Source organism: Roseibium aquae, assembly GCF_008711285.1.
GTDB lineage: Bacteria > Pseudomonadota > Alphaproteobacteria > Rhizobiales > Stappiaceae > Roseibium > Roseibium aquae.
In genome coordinates, this window is the sequence record NZ_VXDC01000002.1 from 218884 (window position 1) to 244437 (window position 25554).

General features: G+C 60.5%; 20 protein-coding genes and 1 pseudogene. 12 read left to right on the top strand and 9 right to left on the bottom strand.

Annotated elements, in window-relative coordinates:
• Positions 1-21 precede the first annotated feature (21 nt).
• Genes F0184_RS04745 through phnN form a run of 3 tightly spaced genes read left to right on the top strand, consistent with a single transcriptional unit; the run spans position 22 to position 2518 of the window.
• The gene (locus F0184_RS04745; RefSeq protein ID WP_150495011.1) at positions 22-756 is read left to right on the top strand and encodes a DUF1045 domain-containing protein; all 735 of its coding nucleotides are present in this window, start codon (positions 22-24) and stop codon (positions 754-756) included.
• Positions 753-1898 (top strand): alpha-D-ribose 1-methylphosphonate 5-triphosphate diphosphatase, encoded by a 1146-nt coding sequence (locus F0184_RS04750; protein WP_150495012.1) that lies wholly within the window; start codon positions 753-755, stop codon positions 1896-1898. The genes F0184_RS04745 and F0184_RS04750 overlap by 4 nt, the downstream gene beginning before the upstream one ends.
• Complete coding sequence (gene phnN / locus F0184_RS04755) at positions 1898-2518, top strand: phosphonate metabolism protein/1,5-bisphosphokinase (PRPP-forming) PhnN (RefSeq protein ID WP_150495013.1); 621 nt, start codon at positions 1898-1900, stop codon at positions 2516-2518. The genes F0184_RS04750 and phnN overlap by 1 nt, the downstream gene beginning before the upstream one ends.
• A 13-nt stretch (positions 2519-2531) precedes the next feature.
• Here phnN and F0184_RS04760 read toward each other — a convergent pair whose 3' ends face one another.
• The 6 genes from F0184_RS04760 to F0184_RS04785 form a co-directional block, all read right to left on the bottom strand.
• Positions 2532-5423 carry an AsmA family protein gene (locus F0184_RS04760; protein ID WP_150495014.1) on the bottom strand — a complete coding sequence of 964 codons (2892 nt, stop codon included), beginning with the start codon at positions 5421-5423 and terminating at the stop codon, positions 2532-2534.
• Between the two features lie 111 nt (positions 5424-5534).
• Complete coding sequence (locus F0184_RS04765; protein WP_150495015.1) at positions 5535-6689, bottom strand: DUF1513 domain-containing protein; 1155 nt, start codon at positions 6687-6689, stop codon at positions 5535-5537.
• Entirely contained in the window at positions 6670-7755 is a 1086-nt protein-coding gene (locus F0184_RS04770) for an imelysin family protein (RefSeq protein ID WP_150495016.1), read from the bottom strand. Before F0184_RS04770 ends, F0184_RS04765 begins: the two co-directional genes overlap by 20 nt.
• On the bottom strand, positions 7755-9275 hold the full coding sequence (locus F0184_RS04775; RefSeq protein WP_150495017.1) for a di-heme oxidoreductase family protein: 1521 nt from the start codon (positions 9273-9275) through the stop codon (positions 7755-7757). Before F0184_RS04775 ends, F0184_RS04770 begins: the two co-directional genes overlap by 1 nt.
• Positions 9276-9373: 98 nt before the next feature.
• Complete coding sequence (locus tag F0184_RS04780; protein ID WP_150495018.1) at positions 9374-10633, bottom strand: imelysin family protein; 1260 nt, start codon at positions 10631-10633, stop codon at positions 9374-9376.
• Positions 10634-10684: 51 nt separating this feature from the next.
• A complete protein-coding gene (locus tag F0184_RS04785; RefSeq protein ID WP_150495019.1) occupies positions 10685-11182 on the bottom strand; it encodes a hypothetical protein in 498 nt (165 codons plus the stop codon).
• A gap of 271 nt (positions 11183-11453) precedes the next feature.
• On the opposite strand from F0184_RS04785, the gene F0184_RS04790 reads away from it, so the two are divergent.
• The 3 genes from F0184_RS04790 (at position 11454) to F0184_RS04800 (ending at position 13368) form a co-directional block, all read left to right on the top strand.
• The gene (locus F0184_RS04790) at positions 11454-11930 is read left to right on the top strand and encodes a tellurite resistance TerB family protein (protein ID WP_150495020.1); all 477 of its coding nucleotides are present in this window, start codon (positions 11454-11456) and stop codon (positions 11928-11930) included.
• 62 nt (positions 11931-11992) lie between these two features.
• Positions 11993-12751, top strand: a complete 759-nt coding sequence (locus F0184_RS04795; RefSeq protein WP_150495021.1) for a glutamine amidotransferase — start codon at positions 11993-11995, stop codon at positions 12749-12751.
• A gap of 128 nt (positions 12752-12879) precedes the next feature.
• Positions 12880-13368 (top strand): hypothetical protein, encoded by a 489-nt coding sequence (locus F0184_RS04800; protein ID WP_150495022.1) that lies wholly within the window; start codon positions 12880-12882, stop codon positions 13366-13368.
• 137 nt (positions 13369-13505) lie between these two features.
• Here F0184_RS04800 and F0184_RS04805 read toward each other — a convergent pair whose 3' ends face one another.
• From F0184_RS04805 to F0184_RS04815, 3 genes are all read right to left on the bottom strand, one after another.
• The gene (locus F0184_RS04805; protein ID WP_150495023.1) at positions 13506-14075 is read right to left on the bottom strand and encodes an HXXEE domain-containing protein; all 570 of its coding nucleotides are present in this window, start codon (positions 14073-14075) and stop codon (positions 13506-13508) included.
• A 9-nt stretch (positions 14076-14084) separates the two neighbouring features.
• A complete protein-coding gene (gene pyc, locus F0184_RS04810) occupies positions 14085-17525 on the bottom strand; it encodes a pyruvate carboxylase (RefSeq protein WP_172971988.1) in 3441 nt (1146 codons plus the stop codon).
• A 136-nt stretch (positions 17526-17661) separates the two neighbouring features.
• Positions 17662-18360, bottom strand: coding sequence for a LuxR family transcriptional regulator (locus tag F0184_RS04815; RefSeq protein WP_172971989.1), 699 nt, complete (start codon positions 18358-18360; stop codon positions 17662-17664).
• A gap of 618 nt (positions 18361-18978) precedes the next feature.
• Between F0184_RS04815 and F0184_RS04820 the strand changes: the two genes are divergently transcribed.
• The 6 genes and pseudogenes from F0184_RS04820 to F0184_RS04840 all read left to right on the top strand — a co-directional run bounded on the left by F0184_RS04820 (position 18979) and on the right by F0184_RS04840 (position 25237).
• Complete coding sequence (locus tag F0184_RS04820; protein WP_150495026.1) at positions 18979-22122, top strand: helicase-related protein; 3144 nt, start codon at positions 18979-18981, stop codon at positions 22120-22122.
• A 35-nt stretch (positions 22123-22157) separates the two neighbouring features.
• Positions 22158-22298: pseudogene (locus F0184_RS21110) on the top strand (S4 domain-containing protein); the annotation flags it as partial.
• Between the two features lie 9 nt (positions 22299-22307).
• Complete coding sequence (locus F0184_RS21115; RefSeq protein ID WP_371871052.1) at positions 22308-22532, top strand: RNA-binding protein; 225 nt, start codon at positions 22308-22310, stop codon at positions 22530-22532.
• 197 nt (positions 22533-22729) lie between these two features.
• Positions 22730-23062, top strand: coding sequence for a ferredoxin FdxA (gene fdxA / locus F0184_RS04830; RefSeq protein ID WP_150495028.1), 333 nt, complete (start codon positions 22730-22732; stop codon positions 23060-23062).
• A 439-nt stretch (positions 23063-23501) separates the two neighbouring features.
• Positions 23502-24086, top strand: a complete 585-nt coding sequence (locus F0184_RS04835) for a CarD family transcriptional regulator (protein ID WP_150495029.1) — start codon at positions 23502-23504, stop codon at positions 24084-24086.
• A 281-nt stretch (positions 24087-24367) separates the two neighbouring features.
• Positions 24368-25237, top strand: coding sequence for an RNA polymerase factor sigma-32 (locus tag F0184_RS04840; protein WP_150495030.1), 870 nt, complete (start codon positions 24368-24370; stop codon positions 25235-25237).
• The last annotated feature ends 317 nt before the right edge of the window (positions 25238-25554 follow it).

The window sequence follows — 25554 nt, forward strand, 5'->3', positions numbered from 1 at the left end:
ATAGAGAAGAGAAATACGCTGATGCGGTATGCAATCTATTTTGCGGCGCCCGCCAACGATCCGCTGATGGAGCTTGGATCCTTGTGGCTGGGCCGGGACCCCTTTACCGGGCTGCCGGTGATCCAGCCCCATGTACCGGGTGTCAGCGCCCAGCGGTTGGCCGAATTGACCGCCGATCCGCGCCGCTACGGATTTCACGGCACGCTGAAGGCGCCCTTTTCGTTGAAACAGGGCGTTTTGGAGGACGATCTCCTGGCTGAATGCGCGCGGTTCGGGTCGCACGTCGCCCCCTTCGGCATCCCGGGTCTTGAGGTCACCCGCCTAGGGCGATTTCTGGCCCTGACGCCAAGCGAGGAGGCGCCGGAGTTGCCGGCCCTTGCGGCGCTGTGCGTGAAGACTTTCGAACCCTTCCGGGCGCCGCTGCCGGAAAGCGATCTGGCGCGCCGCCGCGCCGCGGGGCTGACCCGGGTTCAGGACAACAATTTGGTGCACTGGGGATACCCGTATGTGTTCGGGGATTTCCGCTTCCACATGACGCTCACCAACAAGCTGGTGGATGACAACGAAGCCCTTTATCTGGAGCGGGCCGCACAATCCCATTTTCAGGAAATGACCGGCCGGCCGATAACGTGCACGGCTTTCGGCCTTTATGTCGAGCCCGAGCGCGGCGCGCCATTCGAGGTCCATTCCATGTTCGATTTGACCGGAGAGACGCGCCCAAGTGAAGCGGCGGCCCGGCTGAAGGAGGTTCAATGAGCAGTATTTCTCCCGCTTTCAAGAATGCCCATCTCGTCTTAAGCGGTGAAGTTCGTGAAGGGAGCCTGAGTGTCGGGGCGGATGGCCGCATCGCGGACATCGGCGGCCAAAGCACAGCATCCGGGCATGACTGCGAAGGCGACTACCTGTTGCCCGGACTTGTCGAACTGCACACCGATCATCTGGAAGTGCACTATGCTCCCCGGCCAAAAGTGCATTGGAACCCGGTTTCGGCGGTTCAGGCGCATGACGCCCAGATCGCCTGCGCCGGTATCACCACCGTTTTCGACGCGCTCCGTGTCGGCATGGATGAAGATGCGGACCTGCGCTATTCAGACATGCGGGCGCTGGCCGATGCGATCGAGACCGGACAGGCGGAAGACCGTTTGCGCGCAGACCACTTCATCCACCTGCGCTGCGAAGTCTCCGCGCCGGACGTCATGGAGGCGTTTTCCGTTTTCGAGAATGACCCGAGGGTCCGGTTGATCTCGCTGATGGATCATACTCCCGGCCAGCGCCAATTCGTCTCCTTGCACTCCTTCCGCGCCTACTACATGGGAAAAAAGGGGTTCAACGACGCCCAGATGGATGCATTTATCGAAGAGCGGAAGGCCCGGGCCGACAAGAATGCGCCGCAGAACCGCCAGATGATCTCCGCGTTTGCCGGAGCGCGCGGGATCGCGATTGCCAGTCATGATGATGCCACGATCGACCATGTCGAGGAGGCCATCTCCTTGAACACCAGAATCGCAGAATTCCCGACGACCACCGAAGCGGCAAAGGCGTCGCAGGATGCCGGGATGGCCGTTTTGATGGGCGCGCCGAATGTGGTGCGCGGCGGGTCCCATTCGGGAAATGTGTCTGCAAGGGAATTGGCGGAGAACGGCTGGCTGGACGTTTTGTCCTCGGATTACGTGCCTGTTTCCCTGCTTCAGGCGGCGTTTCAACTTGCGGAAGAGGTCGACGCGATCACGCTGCCCGATGCGGTTGCGATGGTGACAGCCAAACCTGCCGATGCGATTGGCCTGTCTGATCGCGGGCGTCTGGAACCGGGCCGCCGGGCCGATCTGGTTCAGGTTCGTCTTGTGGGCCAGATCCCGATCGTTCGGGGGGTCTGGCGCGAAGGCCGCCGGGTCGCTTGATGGAGGCTGCGAAAGGGTCTGGCAGGCCCGCGCCCGTTCGAGATCCCGATCTGCCCGTGCCAGCCGGCAAGGTTGGTCCGGGCAAGATGGTTCTCGTGGTCGGCCCGAGCGGAAGCGGCAAGGACACGTTGATTTCGGCCCTGAAAGAGCGATGCATGGGGCGGGATGACCTGGTCTTTGCCCGGCGCCTCATCACCCGTAGCCCGGACGCGGCGAGCGAAGATCACGACACGCTGACGATGGCCGAGTTTGACCATCTGGCCGCCTCTGGCGAATTGGCCTTGAGCTGGCGGGCCCATGGGCTGGGATATTGTTTGCCCAAGGCCTGCGACACCGCGATTGAACAGGGCCGGACTGTTATCGCGAATGGAGCCCGCCGGATATTGGGGGAAGCCAATGCGAAATACGCGCGGTTTCAGGTGATCCTGGTCACCGCCCCGGTGGATGTTCTGGCGGCCCGTCTCGCCGCCCGCGGGCGGGAGGGGGAAACCGAGATCCGCGCCCGCCTTGCCCAGGCGGATCTCGATGTCCACGATGTTCCCAATGTCACCCGTATTGAAAACACCGGGACAATCGAAGCTGCCGTCGGGCAGATTATTGATGCGCTGGGCACAGTTTGAGCCCGGTTTGCCGTCACTGGTTGGGCTGCGGCTGCGGGTTGTTGTTGCCGCTGTTTCCCAGAAATGGTGCGCCGAATGAGCCCAGAAGTCCGGGTGGAAGGCCGAACCCCTCCTCGACGGCTTTCAACACGTCTTCATCGTTCACATCGCCGTCGATCACTTTCTGCACGTCGATCTGGGTGTTGCCCCCGGTTACGCGGCGGATGACCTCGTTGGCTTGATCTGCAAGAACCTCGGCCGGGGCGTCCTGAATGGATTTGAACAGCTCGCCGCCCATGGATTGCAATTGCCGATAGGCAGCTTCCGGGTTTTCCAGGATGCCCGAGATGTCCGGATAGATCTGCGGCTGGTCCCAGGACCCGCGGACGATGACGGGAACGCCCAGGCCTGCAAGTGTCTTGTCGGCCCCTTTCGGTCTCGGCGCCGGGGCCTGGCCCTCCAGGGACGGTACGATGCGTGGCTCAATGCGCCAGTCCAACTGCTGCTGCGGCATGTCGGTACGCCCGGTGCCATTGACGCGCACGAGGGGGCCGATCATCGCCAGATCCGAAGAGGACGCGATGCCGTTCGCAATCGAGAAGTTTGCACCCAAGGAGTTAAAGTCGGTCTTTTCGGCCGGATTTTCCTGCCATCCAAGCAAGGTTTCGACCGACAGTCCGCGGACCATGCGCGGGATGTTCAGGCCGCGGATCGCGCCGTCAAGGAAAGTGAAGGCGGCTGTTCCGTTCAGGCCTTGGACAAGTTCGCGCTGCGATCCGCCCTGGGCCGAGATCTCGAGGGAAAGTTCAGCCCGGCCTTCGATCCATTCGAAATCGGCGGCATCGCGCAACGCCGGATAAGCATTGAGGTTTTTCAATGCGAAAGCGGCCTGAACCTGAGGCAACCCGGCCGCGCCATTGAGTACGACCTGTCCGGTGCCGTTGCCTTCATAGAGCTGCATCTCGGCAAGGTTTGCCGTCAGCACACCGTTCTGGATGTTGGCGGTCAGGCGGCTTCTGCCGACGGTAATCGCCTCCCACCGGATGGCATTGGTCGAGATGGAAAAGGCCGCATTGGCAGCATTGAGGCCCGAGAAATCGATCGCATCGGTGCTCCAGCCGCGCGCTGCCTGCCGCGCGCCACCTTGTCCGCTTGGGGGCGGTGCGCCAGCGCCGCTGTCCGCTCCCGCCTGGGACAAATAAGGGTCGAGTACGATCTCGTTCAGCACCAGGTCGGCGGTGATGTTCGGCTTGCCGGCGGTCTGGATCCGGCCGCTTGCTTTGCCGGACGTTTCGTCCAGAACGAATTGCGTTTCGTCGAATGCGATAGCATTTTCTTCAATGGAAAACAGACCTGAGGCCTTGAACTGCCGAAGGCCCGCCCCGGCGCCAATCGGTTGCCCGGCCCAGGCAAGCAGCTCGCGCAGGTTTGCCGTTTCCACACTGACCGCCCCATTGAGCGCACCGGATGCAGCGGCCTCACCTTTGAAACCCGCCGACAGGCGTTGCCCCTTCACGTTGACCTCAACGGGAGCAGCCAGCCCGGCGAGCAACGGGGCTATGCCCGCCGTGCCGGTGAGGGTAAAGCGTTCGTCCCGCCATCCGAGGGCCCCGGACAGGGTGATCGGCTGGGTCACGCCCGCGATTTGAACCATCAGATCGATATCGCGGATACTGTTGGCGGTTTCATCGCCATCAAAGGCCGGAGCAAGGTCAAGGCCCCCAACTTCGCCGTTTTCCACGGCGACGGAGCCGCTCAGGGACAAGGAGGCGAGCAGGGCCGGCATGTTGGCTCCGCCGGTTTCGAAACTGACATCGACACCGACGGTGCCGCCAGCGGGCCGGTTCTGCCCGGCCAAAGCCACGATGTCGGCCAAAGGCGCATCGTTCGCCATCAGCCGGCCGGTCAAGCGAGGCGCGCTTCCGGTCAGATCGGCGTCGAGCGAGCCGCTGACCTCAACGGCGGCAAGTGCGGCAGACAGGTTCGCGACGGAAATTTGCCGATCGTCGCCCGAAACACTGGCTTCGATCGAAAAGCGGCCCGGATCGGTTGCGAGTTGCAATCCGGCCAATTCCGCGGCTGATCGAAGCGAGGGGCCGCCGGCTGAAATGGCAAGGTCCATGGCGAGCGGCGAGGCTCCGGCTGAACCGGTGATGAGAAGCTCCGTTTCGCCGCTTGCAAGCGACAGGTTCACCGGTTGCATTTTCCCTTCGGCGAAGGCGATCGGATTGTCCATGGAGCCGGATATGTCGAACGGGGCGCCCTGAAAGGTAAAACTGCTGTCCAGATCGACCGTTCCGGTGAGGCTCGGCGCTGTCAGAACCAGATCGAGCCCGGCGATTTCCAGGCGCTGTTGGGTGCGCAGATCGGCGTAGCGAAGCCGGCCATCGGATATCGAGAGCCGATCAATCCCGACCCTTTGCAAAATGGCCGGAAGGGTTCCATCTGCGGTCCCCGCTCCATTCGTGTTTTCGGAAGCGCCCGTGCCAGCCAAGGCGCCGTCGGCTTGATCGCCGGTCAATCCGGCCGCGTCCAGATCGCGGCGCGGTGCCCAGCTTGTCAGGCCGACGGGACCGATTTCCAGAAGAATATCCGGGCTCTCCAGATCAAGGCCTGTGACGCGAATATCGCCGGTGATCAGACCGCCCCAGGCGAGCTGAACATCGATCCGTTCGGCCCGTGCGAACTCGATGCCGTCGGCCCCTGCCTCGCCCGATAGCCCCACATCCCGTGCATTCAGTGCAAATCCGGGAAACAGAGACAAGCTCACCGGCCCGTCAAGCCGCAGCCGCCATCCGTATTGCCGGTCGATCTCTGCGATCACCTTTGAGCGGATTGCATCCTTGGGCAGGAAGAACGGGATCACCAGAATCGCCGTGGCCAGCATGAAAGCCAGACTGAACAGCCCGATCAGAAGACGTCGCATGATAAGTGTCCCAATCCCGAATCACCGCGCAAATGTTACCGCCGCGCTTTCATGATGGCCAATTGTGCCGCCAGAAGGTGTCCAGAAAATGAGCTGTGCGACCGGGAGCGCCTACAATGCGAAAAGATGATTGTCCCAGGCCACGCCGGGCGGTCGGGAGAGCACCAGCGGTTGGCTGTCCGGTGCGTCCAGATAGGTCAGGCCGCCGAGGCCATCGGAAACCAGAAAGCCGTCCCGGTCGATGGGCGCGATGCCGCAGCCGTCCGGAACCGTCTGATCCGGTATGAAGTTTCCGGTTTCCGCGTTCCAAAAGAGAATGCGGTTGCCGCGCGGCGCCGAGGTGGCGATCACATCGCCGGTTCGGTTTGCGGTGACCGAGCCGATATAATTGTCGAGCAGGCCGGTAAAACGGTCCGGCAAAGGACATAGCGTCAATTCCCGGTCGGGTGAGACAAATCCAACCAGTGGCGGTGAAGCTGTCTTGTCCTGATGCTGGCCGCCGACCCAGACCCGTCCCGCGCCGTCGAGCGCCATGTGTCTGAGCGAAAGCTGGTGGAGGTCGGCCGTCAGTTCATGCTTGGCGCGTAGATCACCCGTGGCCGCGTCCAGAAACACGATCGACGGCCGCATGGTGCCGAGATTGAGTTTTTCCCGCGGCCGGTCCGGATGGGTTTGAATGCCGCCGTTGGCGACAACCAGCGTTTTCCCGTCCGGCAAAGCCAAGATGTCATGAGGTCCGGTGCCAAACGTGTCCAATTCGCCAAGGCGTCTCGGGCTTTCGTCCGTCATGTCATAGACACCGAGAACCCCACGGGCGTTTTCGTAGTCGTTTTCCACCGTATAGAGAAACCGCCCGCCGCCGGAAAAACAGCCGTGACCGTAAAAATGCCGGCCTTGGATGGACGAGATAAGCCGGGGTGAGGCATTTGTGAAAGGCCGTATGGCCAGGGCAAAGGTTCCGGGCCGCCGCGCGAAGGCGACCATGACCTGGCGATCAGGGGAGAGGGCCAGGCCGTGCCCGCGGTCCGGCAGTGGCACGCGTGCCAGTTCCCTCCCGCTGTCGTCGAAAACCGCTATGGCAAAGCTGCCATCGGGCTGCTTGCGGGCGCTGGCAAAGAGCGGGGCATCCGCCCGATCCATCCATGCCAGATGCTCAGCGAATGCCTGCGTTGAGCTCGCCGGGTTGGCCAGCAGGGACGCACCTCCCAATGCGGCCAGAAAAGCCCGGCGGCTGATCCGAAGGCGTTCAGTCGCCGTCAAGGGCATTGAAGCCTCCGGCCAGGGACAGCGCGGGGGCGAGTTGTCCGGCGAGGATGTTTTGCATCGAATTCAAAGTGAAGACGAACACGGATAGATCCTGATAGCCGCCAGTTTCCTCGAAGCGCGTGCGGACCGGGGTTTCGATCCGGTCGAGAACGGACAAACCATTGCGGGTTTCAAAGGAGATGCCGCCCGGCAAACGCTTGTCCGGACCGGACAGCAGGGGCACCAGATCCATGGCGTGGATCATATCGTCGATGGCCGCGATACTGCTGGCAAGGTAGGTGATGCCATGGCCCGATCGCGAGAAGGGCAGCGCGGCGGGTTTGGCCTTCTCCGGCCCCCCGCCCGTCACGGGCAACACATGCTGGTCCTTCAGGATGACAATGGCGACTGGCAGTGCGTTGAACACCGTTTCCATGACTTCCGCGGATGTTCGGAAGGTCGGGTGATCAGGGCCTGGGTCCAGAAGGTCTGCGCTATATCCCTTCGGATCATGCCAGGCGTCCGACAATTCCTCGCCGATTTCCGCAATGTTTTCAGCGATTGCCATCGCATAGGCGCAGTCCGCCCGGCCTTCTGGCGTATCGGTGCCCAGTGTGACATTGGCGGAGGTGTCATAGGCGATCAGTTCCATGGCCGTGATGCCCTGAAGCGCGACACTCTTCTGCTGAAGGTCTTCACGGGTCAGGGACAGCAGGTCGCTATCGGACCGAAGCTTGCGGATCTGGCGCTGGGCAACACCGCGCGGATCGGGCAGAAAGGCGAGACGATTGAGGCGGTTGTCTTCGACAAGCGGCCCGAAGCGCAGGAAACTGATTTCGGCGAACCGATCAATGATCCGGTCAAATTCGGCATCAAAAGCCGCGCGGCTATTGGCCGACGGGTGGTCGCAGACAGAGGCGACCGCTTGCGGAAAGTCCAGGGCCTCCTCGGCGAACCCGTCGACCGCCGGACGGATGTAGCCTTCGATCGCATTTTCAATCCGGGTCGAATAATCGATATCCTGCGCGATGCCCGGAAGCGGCACGGCAAGGGGGAGAAAAAGTGACAGGGCGGTCAGAAGGCGCATCAAAGAGACTCCAGAAAGGCGATTAGGGCGGCGCGGTCTTCCGGTTCCATGGCAACGACCTGATCGCGAGCGGCTTGAGCTTCGCCGCCATGCCACAACACGGCCTCCAGCAGGTTCCGGGCGCGCCCGTCATGCAGGAACCGGGTATGATTGTTGACGGTTTCCGTCAACCCGATTCCCCATAGCGGGGCTGTTCGCCATTCCCGGCCCGACGCACCGCCAACCGGGCGCCCATCCGCCAGTCCGTCGCCCATGTCATGCAGCAAAAGGTCGGTATAAGGCCAGATGAGCTGGAATTGGTGGGCCGGATTTTGCGCGTTCCGGCTTGTGACGAAGGCGGGCCGGTGGCAATCCGCGCAACCTGTCTGGTGAAACAGTTCCTTGCCCCGCAGAACGATGGGATCCTCAACATTCCGCCGTGCCGGAACGGCAAGGTTTTCGGAATAAAACGTTACCAGATCCAGAACCGGATCCGGCGCCTCGGTGTCGCCGAGTGCGGCCTGTTCGCCGTGGGGCATGTCGCGGCAGGCCTGCTGGTTCTCTGTGCAATCCCCCCAGGGCGCGGGCTGGTCCGGAGAGCCGATGCCGATATCCCCTGCGAAAGCGCTGGCCGTTTGCGCCCGGATGGTCGGGTTGGACGCTTTCCAGCCGAACCGGCCAATCGTGATGTTGCCGGTCTTCGGATCGCGGACATAACTGACTCGTCCGGAAATACCGTTGCCGTCGGCGTCCTCCGGATCGGCCTGGGCGAGGATGTCCCCGGGGTGGATGGCCTGCAGCAGGCCCATGCCGATCATCGGCGGGGCCACGCGCGGAGAGATGAGCGTATCCGGGTGCATCGCCCCATAGCCGAGATCCCGGATTGTGTAGACCGGTTTCTGCAGAATGGCCGGTTCCTCGCCGTTCAACGGGACTTCGATCTCCTCCAGGGTAATGTCGAACCGCCCTTCGCCCGGCAGGCCCGGAACGGCGAAGGTCTGGAACTGGCCGCCATAGGTGGGTTCGGGTATCCGCAGAAGTGCCTTGGAGGCCAGGGCTTGACGATGTTCTTCCGTCTGAGGCGGGATCGAGAGGCGCAGGAACAGGGACACAGCGTCATCGCCGGGCCGGGGCGGACGTCCCCGGCCATCTTTCAAATGGCAGCCCTGACACGAGCGGGCATTGTAGAGCGGGCCAAGGCCGTCGGATGCGAGTGTCGAAGAAGGGGACGATGCCCACATTTTCTTGAACAGCCCGTTTCCAACCTTGAACTCCTGCTCTTCCTCGAATGTCAGATTGGCATTGGCATGGGAGTACGCATCCCGGTTGATCCGTTTGCGGGAGGTGCCGGCACCCCCCTGCATGAGTTCGAACGGGTTCGGTCTGGTGAAGTCGGTGGGAGGCGCGAGGACCTTGGAGACGCGGGCGCGATCCTCGGCTGTCAGGTCGTCCCGATGGGGGAGCGGACCGTCCGCGGCCCCTGCAGACGAGACAGCGAGCGTGGCGGCAAGAGCCCATGCGCCCAGACCAGATATCTTCATTGTCACAAACCGTTTGTTCGCATCCTGGTCCGCCGCGGCCCCCTCGTGCCGGAAACGGACGAAAAGACCGGCGGCCGCCGCGCCGCCGGTCAACTGCCTTACTGGAAGACGGCCGTCGGGTTGTCGAGGCTGTCTGACCCTTCGAACGCGATGTCCTGCAGGCCCAGCGTTTTGACAACCCGTTCGATGGTGGCTGTCTGATCGACCAGAGCGTCGATCGCCGCCTGAACAACCGCGTTGCCCTCGGTGTTGCCTTCGCCGATCATCTGGTCATAGGCCTCAATGGTTTGCGCGCGGGTTTTCATGGCTTCGAATGCAGCCAGGGTTGCGTCGAGCTTGGCGGTCATTTCACCGGCCAGGGCCGCATCCCGCTCTGCAACCATTTCAGCAAGCGACGGACCTGAGACATCGTTCCCAAGCGGGCTGTCATACATTCCGAACCAGACATTCCGGATACCGACGACGTCGTTGTAATGGGACATGTGGGTGTTGTCGGAGAAGCAGTCGTGCTCTTCTTCCGGATCATGCAGCATGAGGCCCAGTTTCATCCGCTCACCCGCCAGTTCTCCGTAGGACAAGGATCCCATGCCAGTCAGGATGGTGGCCAGACCCCCGTCACTTCCCTTGTCCGCCAATTCCTTGCGGGCCTCCCCTCCGGGCGCCCAGGCGGCAGCCATTTCCTCTAGATCCGAGATCAGAAGGTCGGTGGCGGCTTTCAGATAACCGGTCCGGCGTTCGCAATTTCCGTTGGTGCAGTTCGCAGTGTCAAAGTCGGTGGCGGGCCGGGTCCCGGCACCCGGTCCGGTGCCGTTCAGATCCTGCCCCCAAAGCAGGAACTCGATGGCGTGGTAGCCGGTCGTCACATTGGCTTCGACTTCCCCGGCTTCCTGCAGGCTTTCCAGCAGACTGGCATTGATCACCGCTGCGTCGATGGTCTCACCTGCGACCTTAAGCGTCGGGTTGGCGATGATATTGGCTGTGTAAAAGACGTTTGTCTCGGAATCCGATCCGTATGACGCATCAACGTAGTCGATCAGACCTTCATCGAGCGGCCAGGCATTCACCTTGCCTTCCCAGCCGTCGACGATCGCGTTGCCGAAGCGGTAGACTTCCGTCTGCTGGTAAGGATCGCGGGCCGCGATCCAGGCTTGTCGCGCCGCGGTCAGGTTCTCTTCGGTCGGCTCGGCAATCAGCGTGTCGATGGCAAGCTTCAAGGTCTTCGCCGTTGCAAGCGAGTCCGCATAACCGGCCTGGGCGATATCGCCGTAAGTCTTCAGGACGTCATCGGCTGAATGGGAAAGCGCAGGTGTCGCGATCATCGCGGCTGCGGTCAACAGGGTGAGTTTCAAGGATGCCATTGGCTTCCGTCCTTTGGTTGAGCGGAAAGGAATGTTGTTTCCTTCCGCAGGTCAATGACGCGGACCAAGGCCTGCCCGCCGCAACGGGCACGCCTCGATCCGCAGGCTGGTGAAGTCGATCGGTGACAGGTGCAAGGCGCAATCGCTCAAGGCGTTGGCGAAGGATGATGCGGCGTAGAGGGTTGCGCTTTGCCCCTCGGACGTAACAAGCGCTTCGGCGATTTTCCGGGAAATGGAACTGTTGCCCGATTGCTCCGCGGCAATGAGTGCTGCCACCAGGCACTCGTCCTGACACAGCCGCGGGCATTCATAGGGAAAAAGGCAAAAGGACCGGTTTCCATAAAGGGCCAGGGCCCTCGCATAGAAACACAGATCGGAGAGCGTTCGCCGCGCATCACGCGGCCCCAACTCCGCTTCGTAAAGCTTCAGGGCAAGATCGAAACAGGCATAATCGCCCGTTGCATGCGCGGCCATGGACCGGCGTATGCCTTCCACGACCAGCCGCTCGGCTTTGCGGGATACATCGATTGTGGGAGCGGCGTTCTGCATCGCGACCAGTGAAAAACATGAGTTTCAGACACAACAATCATTTTCGGAGTGTGAGAGTCAAGAAAAAATACAAATATTTTCAGTAGTTTAGAATTAGTCAAATCTGAAATTTGGTCAGGCTTTATACGTAGCATCCGCAACGGAACCGGCGACCGGGGATGTCTAAGTTCATGCTTGTTCTGGCGGATTGCCCCGGAGCTGCAGGATCCCTGTTGCGATGCAGCGCCCGGCGGCTTACCGTAGATGCCAACCTCACACGGGATCCGGCCTCATGTTCACAGCGCTCAAACATTTTCTTCAAGAGCTGACCTTTGGCGAAAGTGAAAAGGTCAAATTCGCCGAGGACGACAAGCGTCTGGCTGCGGCGGCACTGCTTTTTCATCTCGTCGATATCGATGGCGTGGTTGACGAAAACGAGAGCCGAAAGCTTCGTGACATCCTGAAAGCGCATTTTAGCCTGACGGACGCGGAGACGAACGAACTGATCAAGACAGCCAAACAGAAGGACAGCGAGGCTGTCGATCTTTATGGCTTCACATCGGTTCTCAAACGCACGGCGGACGAACAGGAGCGGCTGGCGATCGTCGAGATGATGTGGGAAATCGTCTATGCCGATGGTCATGTGCATGAATTTGAGGACAACACGATCTGGCGTGTCGCCGAACTGCTCGGGATCTCGACGCGGGATCGGATGTTGTTGCGCCAGAAAGTTGCTCGCGAACAGCCGGAAGAACCGGATAATCCCTGATTGAAGGAATGCCAGTAGGGCAGGGGGTCGATTAATTGCGTAGTTTCCCGCATAGTGGCGGCATGCTTCAGAAATCGCCGTCTCCCCCCGCACGTCCGCGCGTTCTCATCGTGTTGCACCAGGAAACATCCACGCCCGGCCGGGTCGGGCAGGAACTGGCGCGCAGAGGCTTCTGCCTCGACATCCGAAAGCCGCGCTTTGGCGACAGTTTGCCGGCGACGATGGAAGACCATGCCGGAGCCGTGATCTTTGGCGGTCCGATGAGCGCGAATGATCCGGATGCGTTCGTCAAGAAGGAAACCGACTGGATCCGCGTTCCCTTGGCTGAAAACAAGCCGTTTCTTGGCATTTGTCTCGGAGCCCAGATGATGGTCAAGCATCTGGGGGGCACCGTGTCAGGCCATAAGGACGGTCTGGTCGAAATCGGCTACTACCCCTTGAATGCGACCACGGCCGGTGAAGACCTGATGGCTTGGCCTGACAAGGTGTACCAATGGCACCGGGAAGGGTTCAGTCTGCCGTCGGGCTGCGAGCTCCTGGCCAAGGGGACGCATGTCTATCCGAACCAGGCGATCCGCTATGGACCTTCGGCCTACGGGATACAGTTCCATCCGGAATTGACCTACCAGATGATGGTGCGCTGGACGACCAAGGCCGCGGAGCGCATGCTCCTTCCCGGTGCCAAGCAGCGCCGCGACCATTTTGCTGGCCGTTTTGTCTATGACCGGGCTGTCAAGAGCTGGTTGGACGGGTTTCTCGACCGCTGGATCGGGACGGCTGAAACTCCGGTTCAAGCTCAGCCCATGAAGGCGGCAGAATAGGTTGGGGGCAGGTCGGCGGTGATATCCCGCTGTCCGGCATTTTACATCACTTGAGGTGTTGGCATGATGCTTCCAAAGCGTATGAGCGGCCACGCTGAGGGGCTGCCTGCCGGAAAAGGGGTTCCAGCATGTCAACTCGCGACCGAACGTTAGGTGGGCGCATTCTCGCGTTACCGGGACAGTTTCTTCTGGCACTGATCAATGCCAGCGCGATCCTCGTGATCGTCGCTTGCGTGCTTGTGCTGATGACGCTGGGCCGGATCGAAACGGCTGGAGCTTCGCTCGCCGATGCGGCGGCCGGTGCGGCCCTGGCACGGCTCGACATGACATCGGAGACCTTTCAGGCCCGGCTTGACCGGATCGAGGCACGTTTGAGCGCGATTTCGACAAAGCTTCAAGACCCGGAACAGCAAAATGCGGCAGATCTGCGCCGTGAGCTTTCCGAGTTGACGGCCATGCTTCAGCAGGTTGCCGACACCGCCCGGGCACTTGCAGTTGTCCAGCCCGAGGTGACTCAGGCGGCCATACGCCAAGCCGGGCAAACCGTGACGGACAGCCTTCTCGGGTTGGCCGGGTGTGAGCAGGCGTCCCCTGCCGGAGCGGCGCCCGGTTCCTGAGTTTTCGCCGGTTTCTGACCGCCCGTCAGGCTTTGGGTGCGGCGGTCAAATCCTTGGCTTCGATGGACACCAGAACATCTCCCGGCTTGATCTTTTGCCGGCTTTGTTCCTTGGTCGGATTGCCGCTGAACAAACCGTCAGCGTGGTGCCGCGGCAGCCTTTGCGCGCACATGCATCACAATAACGGCGTGCAGCAGGAGAGCGGCGGCAAGACCGGTAAGGTGAGCGGTGACGGGACTGTTTGAAACGGCGGTGAAGACGCCAAGGCTCCACACACCGACAGGCAGGAACAAAACAACGGCGGTGATCAGACCCGGATTATAACACCGCAGGGCAACGGCAACCGCGATATGTGTGATCGCGTTGACGATTAGCAGATAACTGCCGATCAGCCCCAGATCCGGATCGACCCAGGCCGCGAGATAAAGCACGGCCAGCAACAGCATCCAGACGCCGACGACGTTGATGACCATCGTCGCGAAGGGCGTCAGCACCTGCCTGCCCTTGCCAATCCGGTTGTTGACGAAGCTGCGGAAACGGTCGCCGGCGTGTTCCTCGAGCTGATGCACCATGTAGACCGGCAGCATCAGATAGACCGTCCATACAGCAGCACTGACGGCGCCCCAAAAGAACGGCGCCAGAAGCAGCAGAAAGACCAATGTGATCGTTCCCCCGGAGAGCCAATCATTCACGAGACGATCGAACATGCGGTCCTCCTATCCCTCGAACACCACCAGCAGATCCTTGGCGTCAATTTGCGCCCCCGGTGTGACCAGAACCTCCTTTATGGTCCCGTCCTTGTCGGAATGAAGTGCGGTTTCCATCTTCATGGCTTCGATGGATACCAGAACATCTCCCGGCTTGACCTGTTGCCCGCCTTGAACAGCGACCGTCGAGATCACACCGGGCATGGGCGCGCCAACGTGCAAGGGATTGCCGTCTTCGGCCTTGCGCAAGGTGACAGCGCTTGCCGCGCCGTGGATCCGGTCCGGCACCTTGATGATCCGTGGCTGGCCGTTCAGCTCGAAGAAGACCTTTTTTTCTCCCTTCTCATCGGTCTCGCCCATGGTCTGGCAACGAATGACCAGCGTCTTGCCGGGCTCAAGATCGACAAGCACCTCTTCGCCTTCGCCCAGGCCGTAGAAATAGACCGGGGTGGGCAACACGGAAGTCGGGCCGTATTTCTGATGGGCCTTGTCGAAATCGGTGAAGACCTTCGGGTACATCAGGTAGGCGGCCAGGTCCGTGTCGTTGATGTCCCTGCCCGTGGCATCGGTTGCCCTTGTTCGCTCGGCCTCAAGGTCCGCCGGTTCCAAGAGCGATCCAGGGCGCACCGTGATCGGTTCCGATGATTTCAGGACCTTCTCTTGCAGTGCCTTGGGCCAGCCGCCGGGCGATTGGCCCAAATCGCCGCGAAGCATGCTCACCACACTTTCGGGGAAAGCCACATCCTTTCCGGGGTCTTGAACATCCTCCACCGAGAGGCCCTGGCTAACCATCATCAGCGCCATGTCACCCACCACCTTGGACGAGGGGGTCACCTTCACGATATCGCCGAACATCATGTTGGCATCGGCATAGGCCTGCGCGACTTCGTGCCAGCGTGTCTCCAGGCCGAGGGAGCGCGCCTGCTCCTTCAGGTTCGTGAACTGGCCGCCCGGCATTTCATGCAGATAGACTTCGGAGGCGCCTGACCGCAGATCGCTTTCGAATGCGCGGTATTGCATCCGGACCGCTTCCCAATAAAACGAGATCTCGCGGATTTTTCCGGCATCGAGGCCCGTGTCCCTCTCGCTGCCCCGCAGGGCCTCAACAATGGACCCGAGGCATGGCTGCGAGGTCAGGCCGGACAGAGCATCCATTGCCGCGTCCACCGCATCGGCCCCGGCTTCGACCGCGGCAAGCACGGTGGCTGCCGCAATGCCGGACGTGTCGTGGGTATGGAAGTGGATCGGAAGGCTGATCTCGTCTTTCAGCGCTCTGACCAGGATGCGGGCGGCCTCCGGCTTCAACAGCCCGGCCATGTCCTTGATGCCCAGGATATGAGCGCCGGCTGCTTCCAGCTCTTTGGCCAGGTTGACGTAATACTTGAGATCATATTTCGGCCGGGCGCTGTCCAGCATATCGCCGGTGTAGCAGAAGACGGCCTCGCACAGTTTGCCGGATGCTTGCACGGCATCGATCGACACCCGCATGTTCTCCACCCAGTTCAGGCAGTCGAAGACCCGGAACAGATCGATGCCGTTCGCGGCGGCTTGGGCAACGAAGAATTCGACCACATTGTCCGGGTAATTGGTGTAGCCGACACCATTCGAGCCGCGCAGGAGCATCTGAAGCAGAATGTTAGGCGCTTTCTCGCGAATGAGATGCAAGCGTTCCCAGGGGCTTTCTGTCAAAAAGCGCATCGAGACGTCGAAGGTCGCGCCGCCCCAGCACTCGAGCGAGAGCAACTGCGGGAGTCCAGCCGCGTAGGCATCGGCGATGCCCGTAATATCATGGGTCCGCATGCGGGTGGCGAGCAGGGATTGGTGGCCGTCCCGCATGGTCGTGTCGGTGACCAGAACGCGCTTCTGGCTTTTCATCCAGGCTGCAAAGCCCTTTGGACCCAACTCGTCGAGCAGTTGCCGGGTACCGGCCAGCTTTACGTCGCCGAAATCCGGGACGGCAGGACGCGGCGCGTCAGCCGCCGGGCGTGCCCGGTCCCGGGTTTCCGGGTGCCCGTTCACTGAAACATCCGCGATATAGGTCAGGAGCTTGGTGGCCCGGTCCTGGCGCTTGGTCTGCGCGAATAGCGCGGGCGTCTCGTCAATGAACCGGGTTGTGTAGCTGTTTGCCCGGAAATCCGGATGCCCAATGATGTTCTCCAGAAACACGAGATTTGTCGCCACGCCGCGTATCCGGAATTCCCGGAGCGCCCGGTCCATCCGCTTGCGGGCGTCTTCGGCTGTCGGCGCCCATGCTGTCACTTTCTCAAGCAGCGGATCGTAGAAGCGGGTAATCACAGCCCCGGAATAGGCGGTACCGCCATCCAGCCGGATGCCAAAGCCTGTTGCCCCGCGATAGGCGGTGATGCGGCCGTAATCGGGGATGAAATTCTGCTCGGGGTCTTCGGTTGTGATCCTGCATTGCAACGCATGGCCGTTCAGCCGGATCTGATCCTGATCGGGAACGCCGCTGTCCGAGGTTCCGATCCGATGACCGTCCGCGATGTGGATCTGTGCCTGAACGATATCGATACCCGTGACCTCTTCGGTCACGGTGTGCTCCACCTGAACGCGGGGATTGACCTCGATGAAATAGATGGCGCCGGTATCGGCATCCATCAGGAACTCGACGGTCCCTGCGCCGCGATAGTTCACGGCGCGGCCGATTTTCAGGCCGTACTCGCACAGCTCAGCCCGCTTGGCCTCGTCAAGATACGGAGCTGGCGCGCGTTCCACGACCTTCTGGTGCCGGCGCTGAATTGAGCAGTCGCGCTCAAACAGATGCACGACGGTCTCGCCGTCGCCGAGGATCTGAACCTCGACATGGCGCGCGCGCTGGACCAGCTTTTCCAAGTAGATTTCGTCTTTGCCGAATGCCGCCTTGGCTTCCCGCTTGGCCGCCAGGACTTCCTTCTGAAGCGTCGCCTCGTCAGGAATGACGCGCATGCCGCGGCCACCGCCTCCCCAGGACGCTTTCAACATGACGGGGTAGCCGATCTCCGCTGCTTGCCGTTTGATTTCCTCAAGGTCTTCGGGCAGCGGATCGGTCGCCGGCATCACGGGAACGCCGGCTTCGATCGCCAGATTTCGGGCTGCCACCTTGTTGCCGAGACGGCGCATGGTTTCGGCGCGCGGACCAATGAAGGTAATGCCCGCCGCATCGCAGGCCTCGACGAATTCCGGGCTTTCGGACAGAAGTCCGTAGCCCGGGTGGATTGCATCGGCCCCGCACGATTTGGCAACCCGCAAGATTTCGTCAATCGCAAGGTAGGCCTCGATCGGACCGAGGCCCTTGCCGACCTGATAGGCTTCGTCGGCCTTGAAACGGTGCAGGGCCAGCTTGTCCTGCTCCGCGAAAATCGCAACGGTTTTCAGACCCAATTCGTTTGCAGCCCGGAACACCCGGATGGCGATTTCAGAGCGGTTTGCGACGAGAATCTTCCGTATTGCCAAATGTATGCCCCCCAAGGCTTGTGTGCGCGGCACAAACGATCGCGGAAGTCTTACGTGCGCAAGTTGCGGAAGAAAAGAACAAAAATCCGGCGATTTTTGTTACAAGCGCAACCACCGGAGGCTCAAGGTGCCGTCGCTAGGAGATGACACCCTGTTGATAGGCAAGCGCAACCGCATGGGTGCGGTTCAGGGCTCCGAGTTTTCGCGTCGCCTCTTTCAGATACCAGTCCGCCGTATGCCGGGAGATCCCAAGCTTGTCCGCAATATCGCTGCTTGTTTGCCCGGCTGCCGACCATTTCAAGCATTCTCTTTCCCGCCGGGTGAGATTTGTGCCGGCTCCCGGTGTCTCGTCGCTGGTGGCGGTCAGGCGGATGGCCTGCCCGTAGGCATAGATGCTGGTCAAATGGAGGGCCTTGAGATCATGCGGGCCAAGCGTTTCGGTCAGGCCGGCGAATGTCACAGTTCCCTCAAATCCGGTCGGCCCGTAGATTGGAACGAACACACCATCCGCCATATTGAAGGTTTCGGCCTCATGCAGAATGCGAAGCCCCTCGGCGGTGACCCCGGGTTGAGCCAGGCATTCCGACCACAAAAACGGGCGGCGGGTCGTCGCTCCAAAGGCCACAACCGGATCATTCAAGATGTAACTCTTGGACAGGTACCGGGCCTTCCATTCCTCGTTCCAGGTGGTTGTCATGATATGCGGATTGGTGGGTGAGCCGTTGCCCCGGAAGGAGGCAAGCACAAAGGCCGCGAACCCGAAGGAGGAAGCAAGAGCGGACAGGCTGTCGCCAAGGGCGTCAAGGTCCGTCTCCGCCGTGATCGAGTCTGTCATTTCGAACGCGCTCAAGATGCGGTTTTGTGACATCATATCACCCTGGTTGGATATGGCTGCTGATGCCAAGTCCTGAATGCGAAACGATTTAGTGGCTCAATTTGAAACACAGGTTTTGACCGCTTGCCGGAATGCGGATCTTGCCAAAGCCAATATCTTGTGAGGGGGCCACGGATTCTCACAAAATATTGTTGGAACAGATCGAAAACACCTCAATACAACCGATTCGTGCAGGCTCTGTTCACTTTCCGTGCATTCGTTACTGGCGCTATGAAAAAATCAACCCCTCAAGATTAAGGGAATTTTAAGCTTGACAGCCGTTGCCAGGCTTTGCGGCAGGAAGTCTTGCGTACCGGCTAAGCGACTCAATTGATTCAGGATTTGGTGTGCCGGAAAGGACGGGTGCGGATATCTGGTGGTGAACGAAACCGGAATCTCTTTGAGTCATCGATTCGCCCCACATTTGTTCGAGAGTCGTTCTTTTGGCGTCGTCGTTTGCCCGATCGCGGGCGTGCGCGGCGCAAATCAGTGGGGGACACAGCGTTCAAGTCTGTGCTAGACAGCGCCGCGTACGATCTGAACGCGCACACCTGACGATAACCTCCGCCGAACCAGCGCATGTCCCTTTCCCCTACTCTGCCTTTGCCAAGAGCGGCCCGATCGCGCACCGTAACCGCGGTCCTCGGGCCCACGAATACCGGGAAGACCCATCTGGCTATCGAGCGCATGCTGGGCCATGAATCCGGGTTGATCGGCTTGCCGCTCCGGTTGCTGGCGCGCGAGGTATATGGCCGGCTAGTCGAGCGTGCGGGCGCGGCGAAGGTCGCGCTGATCACGGGCGAAGAAAAGATCATTCCCGACGCGCCCCGTTATTGGGTGTCCACCGTCGAGGCGATGCCGCTCGATCTGAAGACAGATTTCGTCGCCATCGACGAGGTCCAGCTGGCCGGCAATCTCGATCGGGGACACGTTTTCACCGACCGCCTGCTCAATTTGCGCGGCCAATCAGAGACCCTTCTCCTCGGTGCGGCAACCGTCCGGCCGCTTCTCGAAAAGCTCATACCCGGCCTCAATGTGATCACCCGGCCGCGGATGTCGATCCTGACCTATGCCGGGTCGAAAAAGGTGTCGCGCCTGCCGCCCCGCTCGGCGATCGTCGCGTTTTCTTCCGATGAGGTGTATGGCATCGCCGAACTGATACGCCGCCAGCGGGGCGGTGCGGCTGTCGTGCTCGGATCTCTCAGCCCGCGCACCCGCAACGCCCAGGTCGAGTTGTTTCAAAACGGCGATGTCGATCACATGGTCGCTACCGATGCCATTGGAATGGGGCTCAATCTCGATGTCGATCACATCGCGTTTGCCGGAACGCGCAAGTATGACGGCTATCAGTACCGCCAATTGACCGCGGCGGAGATGGGCCAGATCGCTGGGCGTGCCGGCCGGCATATGCGCGACGGTACATTCGGGGTGACAAGCCGTGTCGATCCCCTGGATGACGAGATTATCGAGCGGATCGAAAATCATCATTTCGTTAATCTCAAGGTGCTGCAATGGCGCAACAGTGTGCTTGATTTTTCCTCGATCGCCGCCCTCAAGAGGACGCTCGAGGTCGCGCCGCGTGAGGACGGGCTGGCCCGCGCGCCGACCGGTGAGGATATGACCGCGCTCGAGCTGCTGACCCGGGATCCTGCCATTTCCGATCTTGTGCGCACACGCAAGGATGTTCAGCTTCTTTGGGATGTGTGCCAGGTGCCCGATTATCGGAAAATCGCTCCGGCGAACCATGCGGAAATCCTGAATTCGATCTATACCCACCTGATCCGCGACGGCCACATCGAAGAAGACTGGTTCTTGCGTCAATTGGCCTTCGCAGATCGGACGGATGGTGATATCGACACATTGGCAAACCGGATTGCCCATATCCGGACCTGGACGTTTGTCGCAAACCGCCCGGACTGGCTGGCTGATCCCGGTCATTGGCAAGAGGTGACGCGCGGCATAGAAGACAAGCTGTCCGATGCCCTCCATGATCGTCTGACCCAGCGGTTTGTGGATCGGCGAACAAGTGTTTTGATGCGACGTTTGAGAGAGAACGCAATGCTGGAAGCGGAAATTACATCGAGCGGTGATGTGCTCGTGGAAGGTCAGCACATCGGAAACCTGCTTGGCTTCCGGTTTGCGCCCGATGCCGGCGCGGAAGGGCCGGACGGCAAGGCCGTGCGGGCCGCCGCCCAGAAGGTGCTTGCCACCGAGATCGAAAACCGCGCCGAAAAGCTGTCCCGCTCCGAAAATGGCGATTTCATTCTCACGTCCGATGCCACGATCCGCTGGCGCGGTGAAGCGGTCGCCAAACTTGTTCCGGGCGAGCAAGTCCTGAACCCGTCGGTTTTGCTTCTCGCGGATGAGCATCTTTCCGGACCCATCCGCGACAAGGTCCAGGGTCGTATTGACCTTTGGGTCAAGGCCCATCTCGAAACACTCCTGAAGCCGCTGTTTGATCTGCAGGCGGCGGCCGACCTCGAAGGGCTCGCGCGGGGCGTCGCTTTCCGGATTGTCGAAGGACAAGGTATCCTGGAGCGGCAGGCGGCTGCCGACGAAATCCGCCAGCTCGATCAGGATATGCGGGCTTCTCTGCGCAAGCACGGCGTGCGGTTTGGAGCCTATACGATTTTTGTCCCGGCGCTGTTGAAGCCGGCGCCGAGCCAGCTTCTGGCGCAGCTCTGGGCATTGAAGCACGGTTCGCTTGATATGGCGGGCCTGGCCGAATTGCCGCAACTGTCCGCGTCCGGCCGGACTTCCATTCCGGTCGATGAAACCATTTCCAAACCCTTGTATAAAGTTGTTGGCTTCCGGGTTTGCGGACCGAGGGCGGTGCGGGTCGACATTCTGGAGCGTTTGGCGGATTTGATCCGGCCGCTGATTTCCTGGAAGCCATTGGACAAGGACGTGGACCCGCCGGAGGGCGCAATTCGCGAAGGTGGCGGCTTCACGGTGACGGTTGCAATGACCTCGCTCCTGGGATGCGCCGGGGACGATTTCACCGAAGTCCTGAAGTCACTGGGCTACCGGTTCGAGGTTCGCGATGTGCAGCGGCCGGTCGCACGCAAGCCGGAACCCGATGCCGGTCATTCGTCTCAGCGTGACGAAGGCGCAGGAACCGAGGCTGCTGTCCAGGACGCGCTGACAACTGATAAAACCGATGAGCAGGCACCAGAAATTCCGGCACCCGCCGAGGTCAAGCCCGAGGGTGGTGGCGATGATGCCGCTTCACAGGCCGCCATTGAGCTTGAAGGTGTGACGACCCTGTCTGAGGTGCCGGGTGATGCTGGCGGCGATGTTTCCGTCGCCTCATCCGACAACGGGGAAGGAATCCCGGTTGCGGAACCGGACGCGGCCGTTGGCGCTGTTGCGGAAGCTGGTCTGGAAACCGGCGGCGACAACCCGGACGGAGCTCTGGAGCTGGAGACCGTGAGCATTCTGGTCTGGCGTCCGGGCCGTCCGGATCGCCGCCCAAGGCAGAAGCCCGGACACGACAACCGGCGCGGCGATGCGCGCAAAGGCGGTGAGGCCCGCGACGATAAACGTCCGGGCCGTGACAAGCCGGCCAAAGGCGGCAAGCAGCACAGAGGCAAGGCCTCTGCCGGTGGCGGCCAGTCGGGCCGTGACAAGCCGGCCCAGCGGGAAAAGCCGATTGATCCCAATTCCCCCTTCGCGGCCCTTTTGGCGTTGAAGGAAAACATGACAACGAAGGACAAGAGCTGAGCGAAAGCGAAGAAAAACGCGGTGCAACCGGCCAGTTGCCCGGCCTGCGCGTTGACAAGTGGCTCTGGTACGCCCGGGTCACGAAATCGCGTTCGCTTGCTCAAAAACTTACCACGGGTGGGCATGTCAGGCTGAACAAGGAAAAGATATCGTCGGCCAGCAAGACTGTGCGCGTCGGTGATGTTTTGACGATTGCGTTGGAGCGCAAAGTGCTGGTGCTCGAGGTGCAACAGCTTGGAACCCGCCGCGGGCCCTTCACCGAAGCGTGCCAGCTTTATGAGGATCTCAGTTCGCCAGAGCCGCCGAAGTCCGATCCCACCCAGTCCGATGTTGCCAAACGGGCGCGGGGCAGTGGACGGCCAACCAAGCGTGAGAGGCGGAAGATTGACAGTTTGCGGGAACCGGACTGAAACAGTTTGCTCTCTTTTGACCAAAAGGGAGGCTTGTTTTTCAGCAGTGTCCGATGCGCGGCTTTGGCAACGCTTGCACGGATTTAGCAAACGGGCTACCCAACCATTTGAAAATGATCTGCGGGCGGAGCGCCTTGGTCCGGATGGGTCTCGGTCGATGGATCGCAGTCTAGTCAACACGCCTGTCGAGGAAGCCGATGACCTACGTCGTCACCGATAACTGCATCAAGTGTAAGTACACCGACTGTGTGGAAGTGTGTCCTGTGGATTGCTTCTACGAGGGTGAGAACATGCTCGTCATCCATCCGGATGAGTGCATCGACTGCGGTGTGTGCGAACCCGAATGCCCGGCCGAGGCTATCCTGCCCGATACGGAACCCGGGCTTGAAAAGTGGATCGAGTTGAACGCTGAATACTCGGTCAAATGGCCGAACATCACGGAAAAGAAAGACCCGTTGCCTGAAGCCGAGGCGTTCGACGGCAAGGAGAACAAGTTGGAGGAGTTCTTTTCGCCCAATGGGCCAGCTTGACCCTGGATGGCGTCATAAGTGCCGCGAACTGCGGATCCGATCGGTCCCGTTTGATGCCTGCTGCGACGCCAAACCCATATTTTATTGAGGTTGCGGACAAACGAATGTCGTGTTGCACCGCACGGTGCTTTAATTTTTTTCAAAGCTGTGTTATTGGTAGAAGATAGCTGTCCACCCGAACGCCCTCTTTCCTGGAGCGGAGGTTGAAACCAAAGCGTGCCTGACCTGTCTGGCAGACATGGACGAAGTGTCAATTTTTCACCTTGCTCCGAGTTTTAAAGTGGATCACGACGGCTGACTACCCAAACACGCCCGATATCAACAGGCGTTCCGCCTCAGGGATCGCAAGTCGACCGCGTGTGCTGAACCATAAACTTGAACCGCATCGCGGTTTCGTCGGCCATCGGTGGCCGACCACTGCGCAGGAGAAGTGACGAGAATGGCAAGCAATACGAAAAAGACCGCGCAGCGTCAGGGATTTAAAACAGGCGAGTTCATCGTCTATCCGGCACATGGCGTTGGTCAGATCACTGCCATCGAAGAACAAAGCGTTGCCGGACATACTCTAGAGCTTCTGGTCATCCTTTTTGAAAAAGACAAGATGACCCTTCGCGTACCGGTCGCAAAGATCGCATCTGTTGGAATGCGAAAGCTTGGCGATGCAGCGGCCGTCAAAAAGGCGCTGGAAACCCTGCGGGGCCGTCCGCGGGTGAAGCGTACGATGTGGAGCCGCCGGGCTCAGGAATACGAAGCGAAAATCAATTCAGGGGATCTGCAGGCCATTTCCGAAGTTGTGCGCGATCTGTATCGCTCGGAAAATCAGCCGGAACAGTCCTATTCCGAACGCCAACTCTATGAAGCGGCCCTGGATCGCCTGGCGCGCGAAATCGCCGCAGTGAACAAATGTTCCGACACCGAAGCCGTCAGGCTGATCGAGCAGAACCTTGCGAAGGCGCCCTCCCGGTTGAAGGCGGCGGCGGAAGCTGCGGCAGCCGAGGAAGACGATCAGGAAGAAGCGGCCTGATATCCCAGAAAATGGCAGAGTGCGTAAAAGGCCCGATCTTCGGGCCTTTTTTCGTTTGGACCGGATGGAACAACAGCTCGAGAAGGGGTTTGCCAGAACGCGAGCCTTTGCTCTTTGGGTTGATCATCTTCCGGACGTTCTCAAAATTCCGGATCGGTCACCGATTGAACGTCCCTGTGTTCACAATTATGTGCACGGCTCGGGCGGCAGCGCGCCCGGACATTCATGATCTGACCCAGAGTCAAAGACGTAAGCTTTTCAACAAATGAGGAGCTGTGCTGATGTCTAACTCGATGGGTGAGCGGCGGCAGTTGATGCGTACCGCGATGAAAGCGCCGTACTTGACGCGTGAAGAGGAACACGCGCTCGCGGTCCGTTGGCGGGACAACAAGGACGAGAAAGCCCTCGAAAAACTGTCACTCTCCCACATGCGCCTCGTGATCGCGGTCGCTTCGCGTTTTCGAAACTTCGGTCTTCCGCTGGGAGATCTGATCCAGGAGGGCCATGTTGGCCTGCTTGAAGCCGCTGCCCGGTTCGAGCCCGACCGTGAGGTGCGGTTTTCAACCTACGCCACCTGGTGGATCAGAGCCTCGATCCAAGACTACATCCTCCGGAATTGGTCTATTGTGCGGGGGGGAACATCCTCCTCCCAAAAGGCGTTGTTCTTCAATCTGCGCCGACTGCGGGCGAAGTTGTCCGGGCAGCAGCAGTCGTTGACCGACTCCGAGCTTCACCAGAAAATTGCCGATGCGATCGGTGTGAAGCCGAAGGATGTGGCGACCATGAATGCTCGCCTGTCCGGTCCGGATACGTCATTGAACGCACCCATGACCGACTCTGAGGGTTCAAGTGCGGACAGACAGGATTTTCTGGTTTCGGATTCGCCCCAACCGGATGAAATCGTTTCGGAAAACATTGACATGGAACGGCGCCGCCGTTGGCTCGCTTCCGCTCTGGACGTGCTCACCGACCGGGAGTTGCGCATTGTGAAAGAGCGGCGCCTGTCCGAAGACGGCGCGACCCTGGAATCGCTGGGAGAGCAACTCGGCATCTCCAAGGAGCGGGTGCGCCAGATCGAGAGCCGGGCGATGGAGAAGCTCAAGACCGCGCTTCTTGACCGCCAGCCAGATGCCAGCGCCTATTCCATGTAGCTTTAGATTATCGAGGGGTTGGGCGTAAAAGCTACCGGGCGGCCACCGATCACGGACGGTACAGGACCGTATCCCTTTCTGTTTTGAGCGTACTTCGCGGAGAGCCAGCGTCGAAACCCCACCATCGAAATCCGTTTCCGGTTCACCCCGAACCGGAAACGTCCATGCCCCAACCACCTTGCCCGGCGCATCCGTCTTGGATCGCCGGGCATTTTTTTGGCTGTTGCCACTTCAGATCAGCGGGTCGTCTATCCGTTCCGGTTCGGCACCCAAAGCTGGGCGTTTCTTGAGGTGCCGGGCATGGGGCGTTTCTTATC

Coding starts and splice junctions, on each gene's coding strand:
- F0184_RS04745 (WP_150495011.1), top strand. CDS start 22: ATGCGGTATGCAATCTATTTTGCGGCGCCCGCCAACGATCCGCTGATG.
- F0184_RS04750 (WP_150495012.1), top strand. CDS start 753: ATGAGCAGTATTTCTCCCGCTTTCAAGAATGCCCATCTCGTCTTAAGC.
- phnN (WP_150495013.1), top strand. CDS start 1,898: ATGGAGGCTGCGAAAGGGTCTGGCAGGCCCGCGCCCGTTCGAGATCCC.
- F0184_RS04760 (WP_150495014.1), bottom strand. CDS start 5,423: ATGCGACGTCTTCTGATCGGGCTGTTCAGTCTGGCTTTCATGCTGGCC.
- F0184_RS04765 (WP_150495015.1), bottom strand. CDS start 6,689: ATGCCCTTGACGGCGACTGAACGCCTTCGGATCAGCCGCCGGGCTTTT.
- F0184_RS04770 (WP_150495016.1), bottom strand. CDS start 7,755: ATGCGCCTTCTGACCGCCCTGTCACTTTTTCTCCCCCTTGCCGTGCCG.
- F0184_RS04775 (WP_150495017.1), bottom strand. CDS start 9,275: ATGAAGATATCTGGTCTGGGCGCATGGGCTCTTGCCGCCACGCTCGCT.
- F0184_RS04780 (WP_150495018.1), bottom strand. CDS start 10,633: ATGGCATCCTTGAAACTCACCCTGTTGACCGCAGCCGCGATGATCGCG.
- F0184_RS04785 (WP_150495019.1), bottom strand. CDS start 11,182: ATGCAGAACGCCGCTCCCACAATCGATGTATCCCGCAAAGCCGAGCGG.
- F0184_RS04790 (WP_150495020.1), top strand. CDS start 11,454: ATGTTCACAGCGCTCAAACATTTTCTTCAAGAGCTGACCTTTGGCGAA.
- F0184_RS04795 (WP_150495021.1), top strand. CDS start 11,993: ATGCTTCAGAAATCGCCGTCTCCCCCCGCACGTCCGCGCGTTCTCATC.
- F0184_RS04800 (WP_150495022.1), top strand. CDS start 12,880: ATGTCAACTCGCGACCGAACGTTAGGTGGGCGCATTCTCGCGTTACCG.
- F0184_RS04805 (WP_150495023.1), bottom strand. CDS start 14,075: ATGTTCGATCGTCTCGTGAATGATTGGCTCTCCGGGGGAACGATCACA.
- F0184_RS04815 (WP_172971989.1), bottom strand. CDS start 18,360: ATGACAGACTCGATCACGGCGGAGACGGACCTTGACGCCCTTGGCGAC.
- F0184_RS04820 (WP_150495026.1), top strand. CDS start 18,979: ATGTCCCTTTCCCCTACTCTGCCTTTGCCAAGAGCGGCCCGATCGCGC.
- fdxA (WP_150495028.1), top strand. CDS start 22,730: ATGACCTACGTCGTCACCGATAACTGCATCAAGTGTAAGTACACCGAC.
- F0184_RS04835 (WP_150495029.1), top strand. CDS start 23,502: ATGGCAAGCAATACGAAAAAGACCGCGCAGCGTCAGGGATTTAAAACA.
- F0184_RS04840 (WP_150495030.1), top strand. CDS start 24,368: ATGTCTAACTCGATGGGTGAGCGGCGGCAGTTGATGCGTACCGCGATG.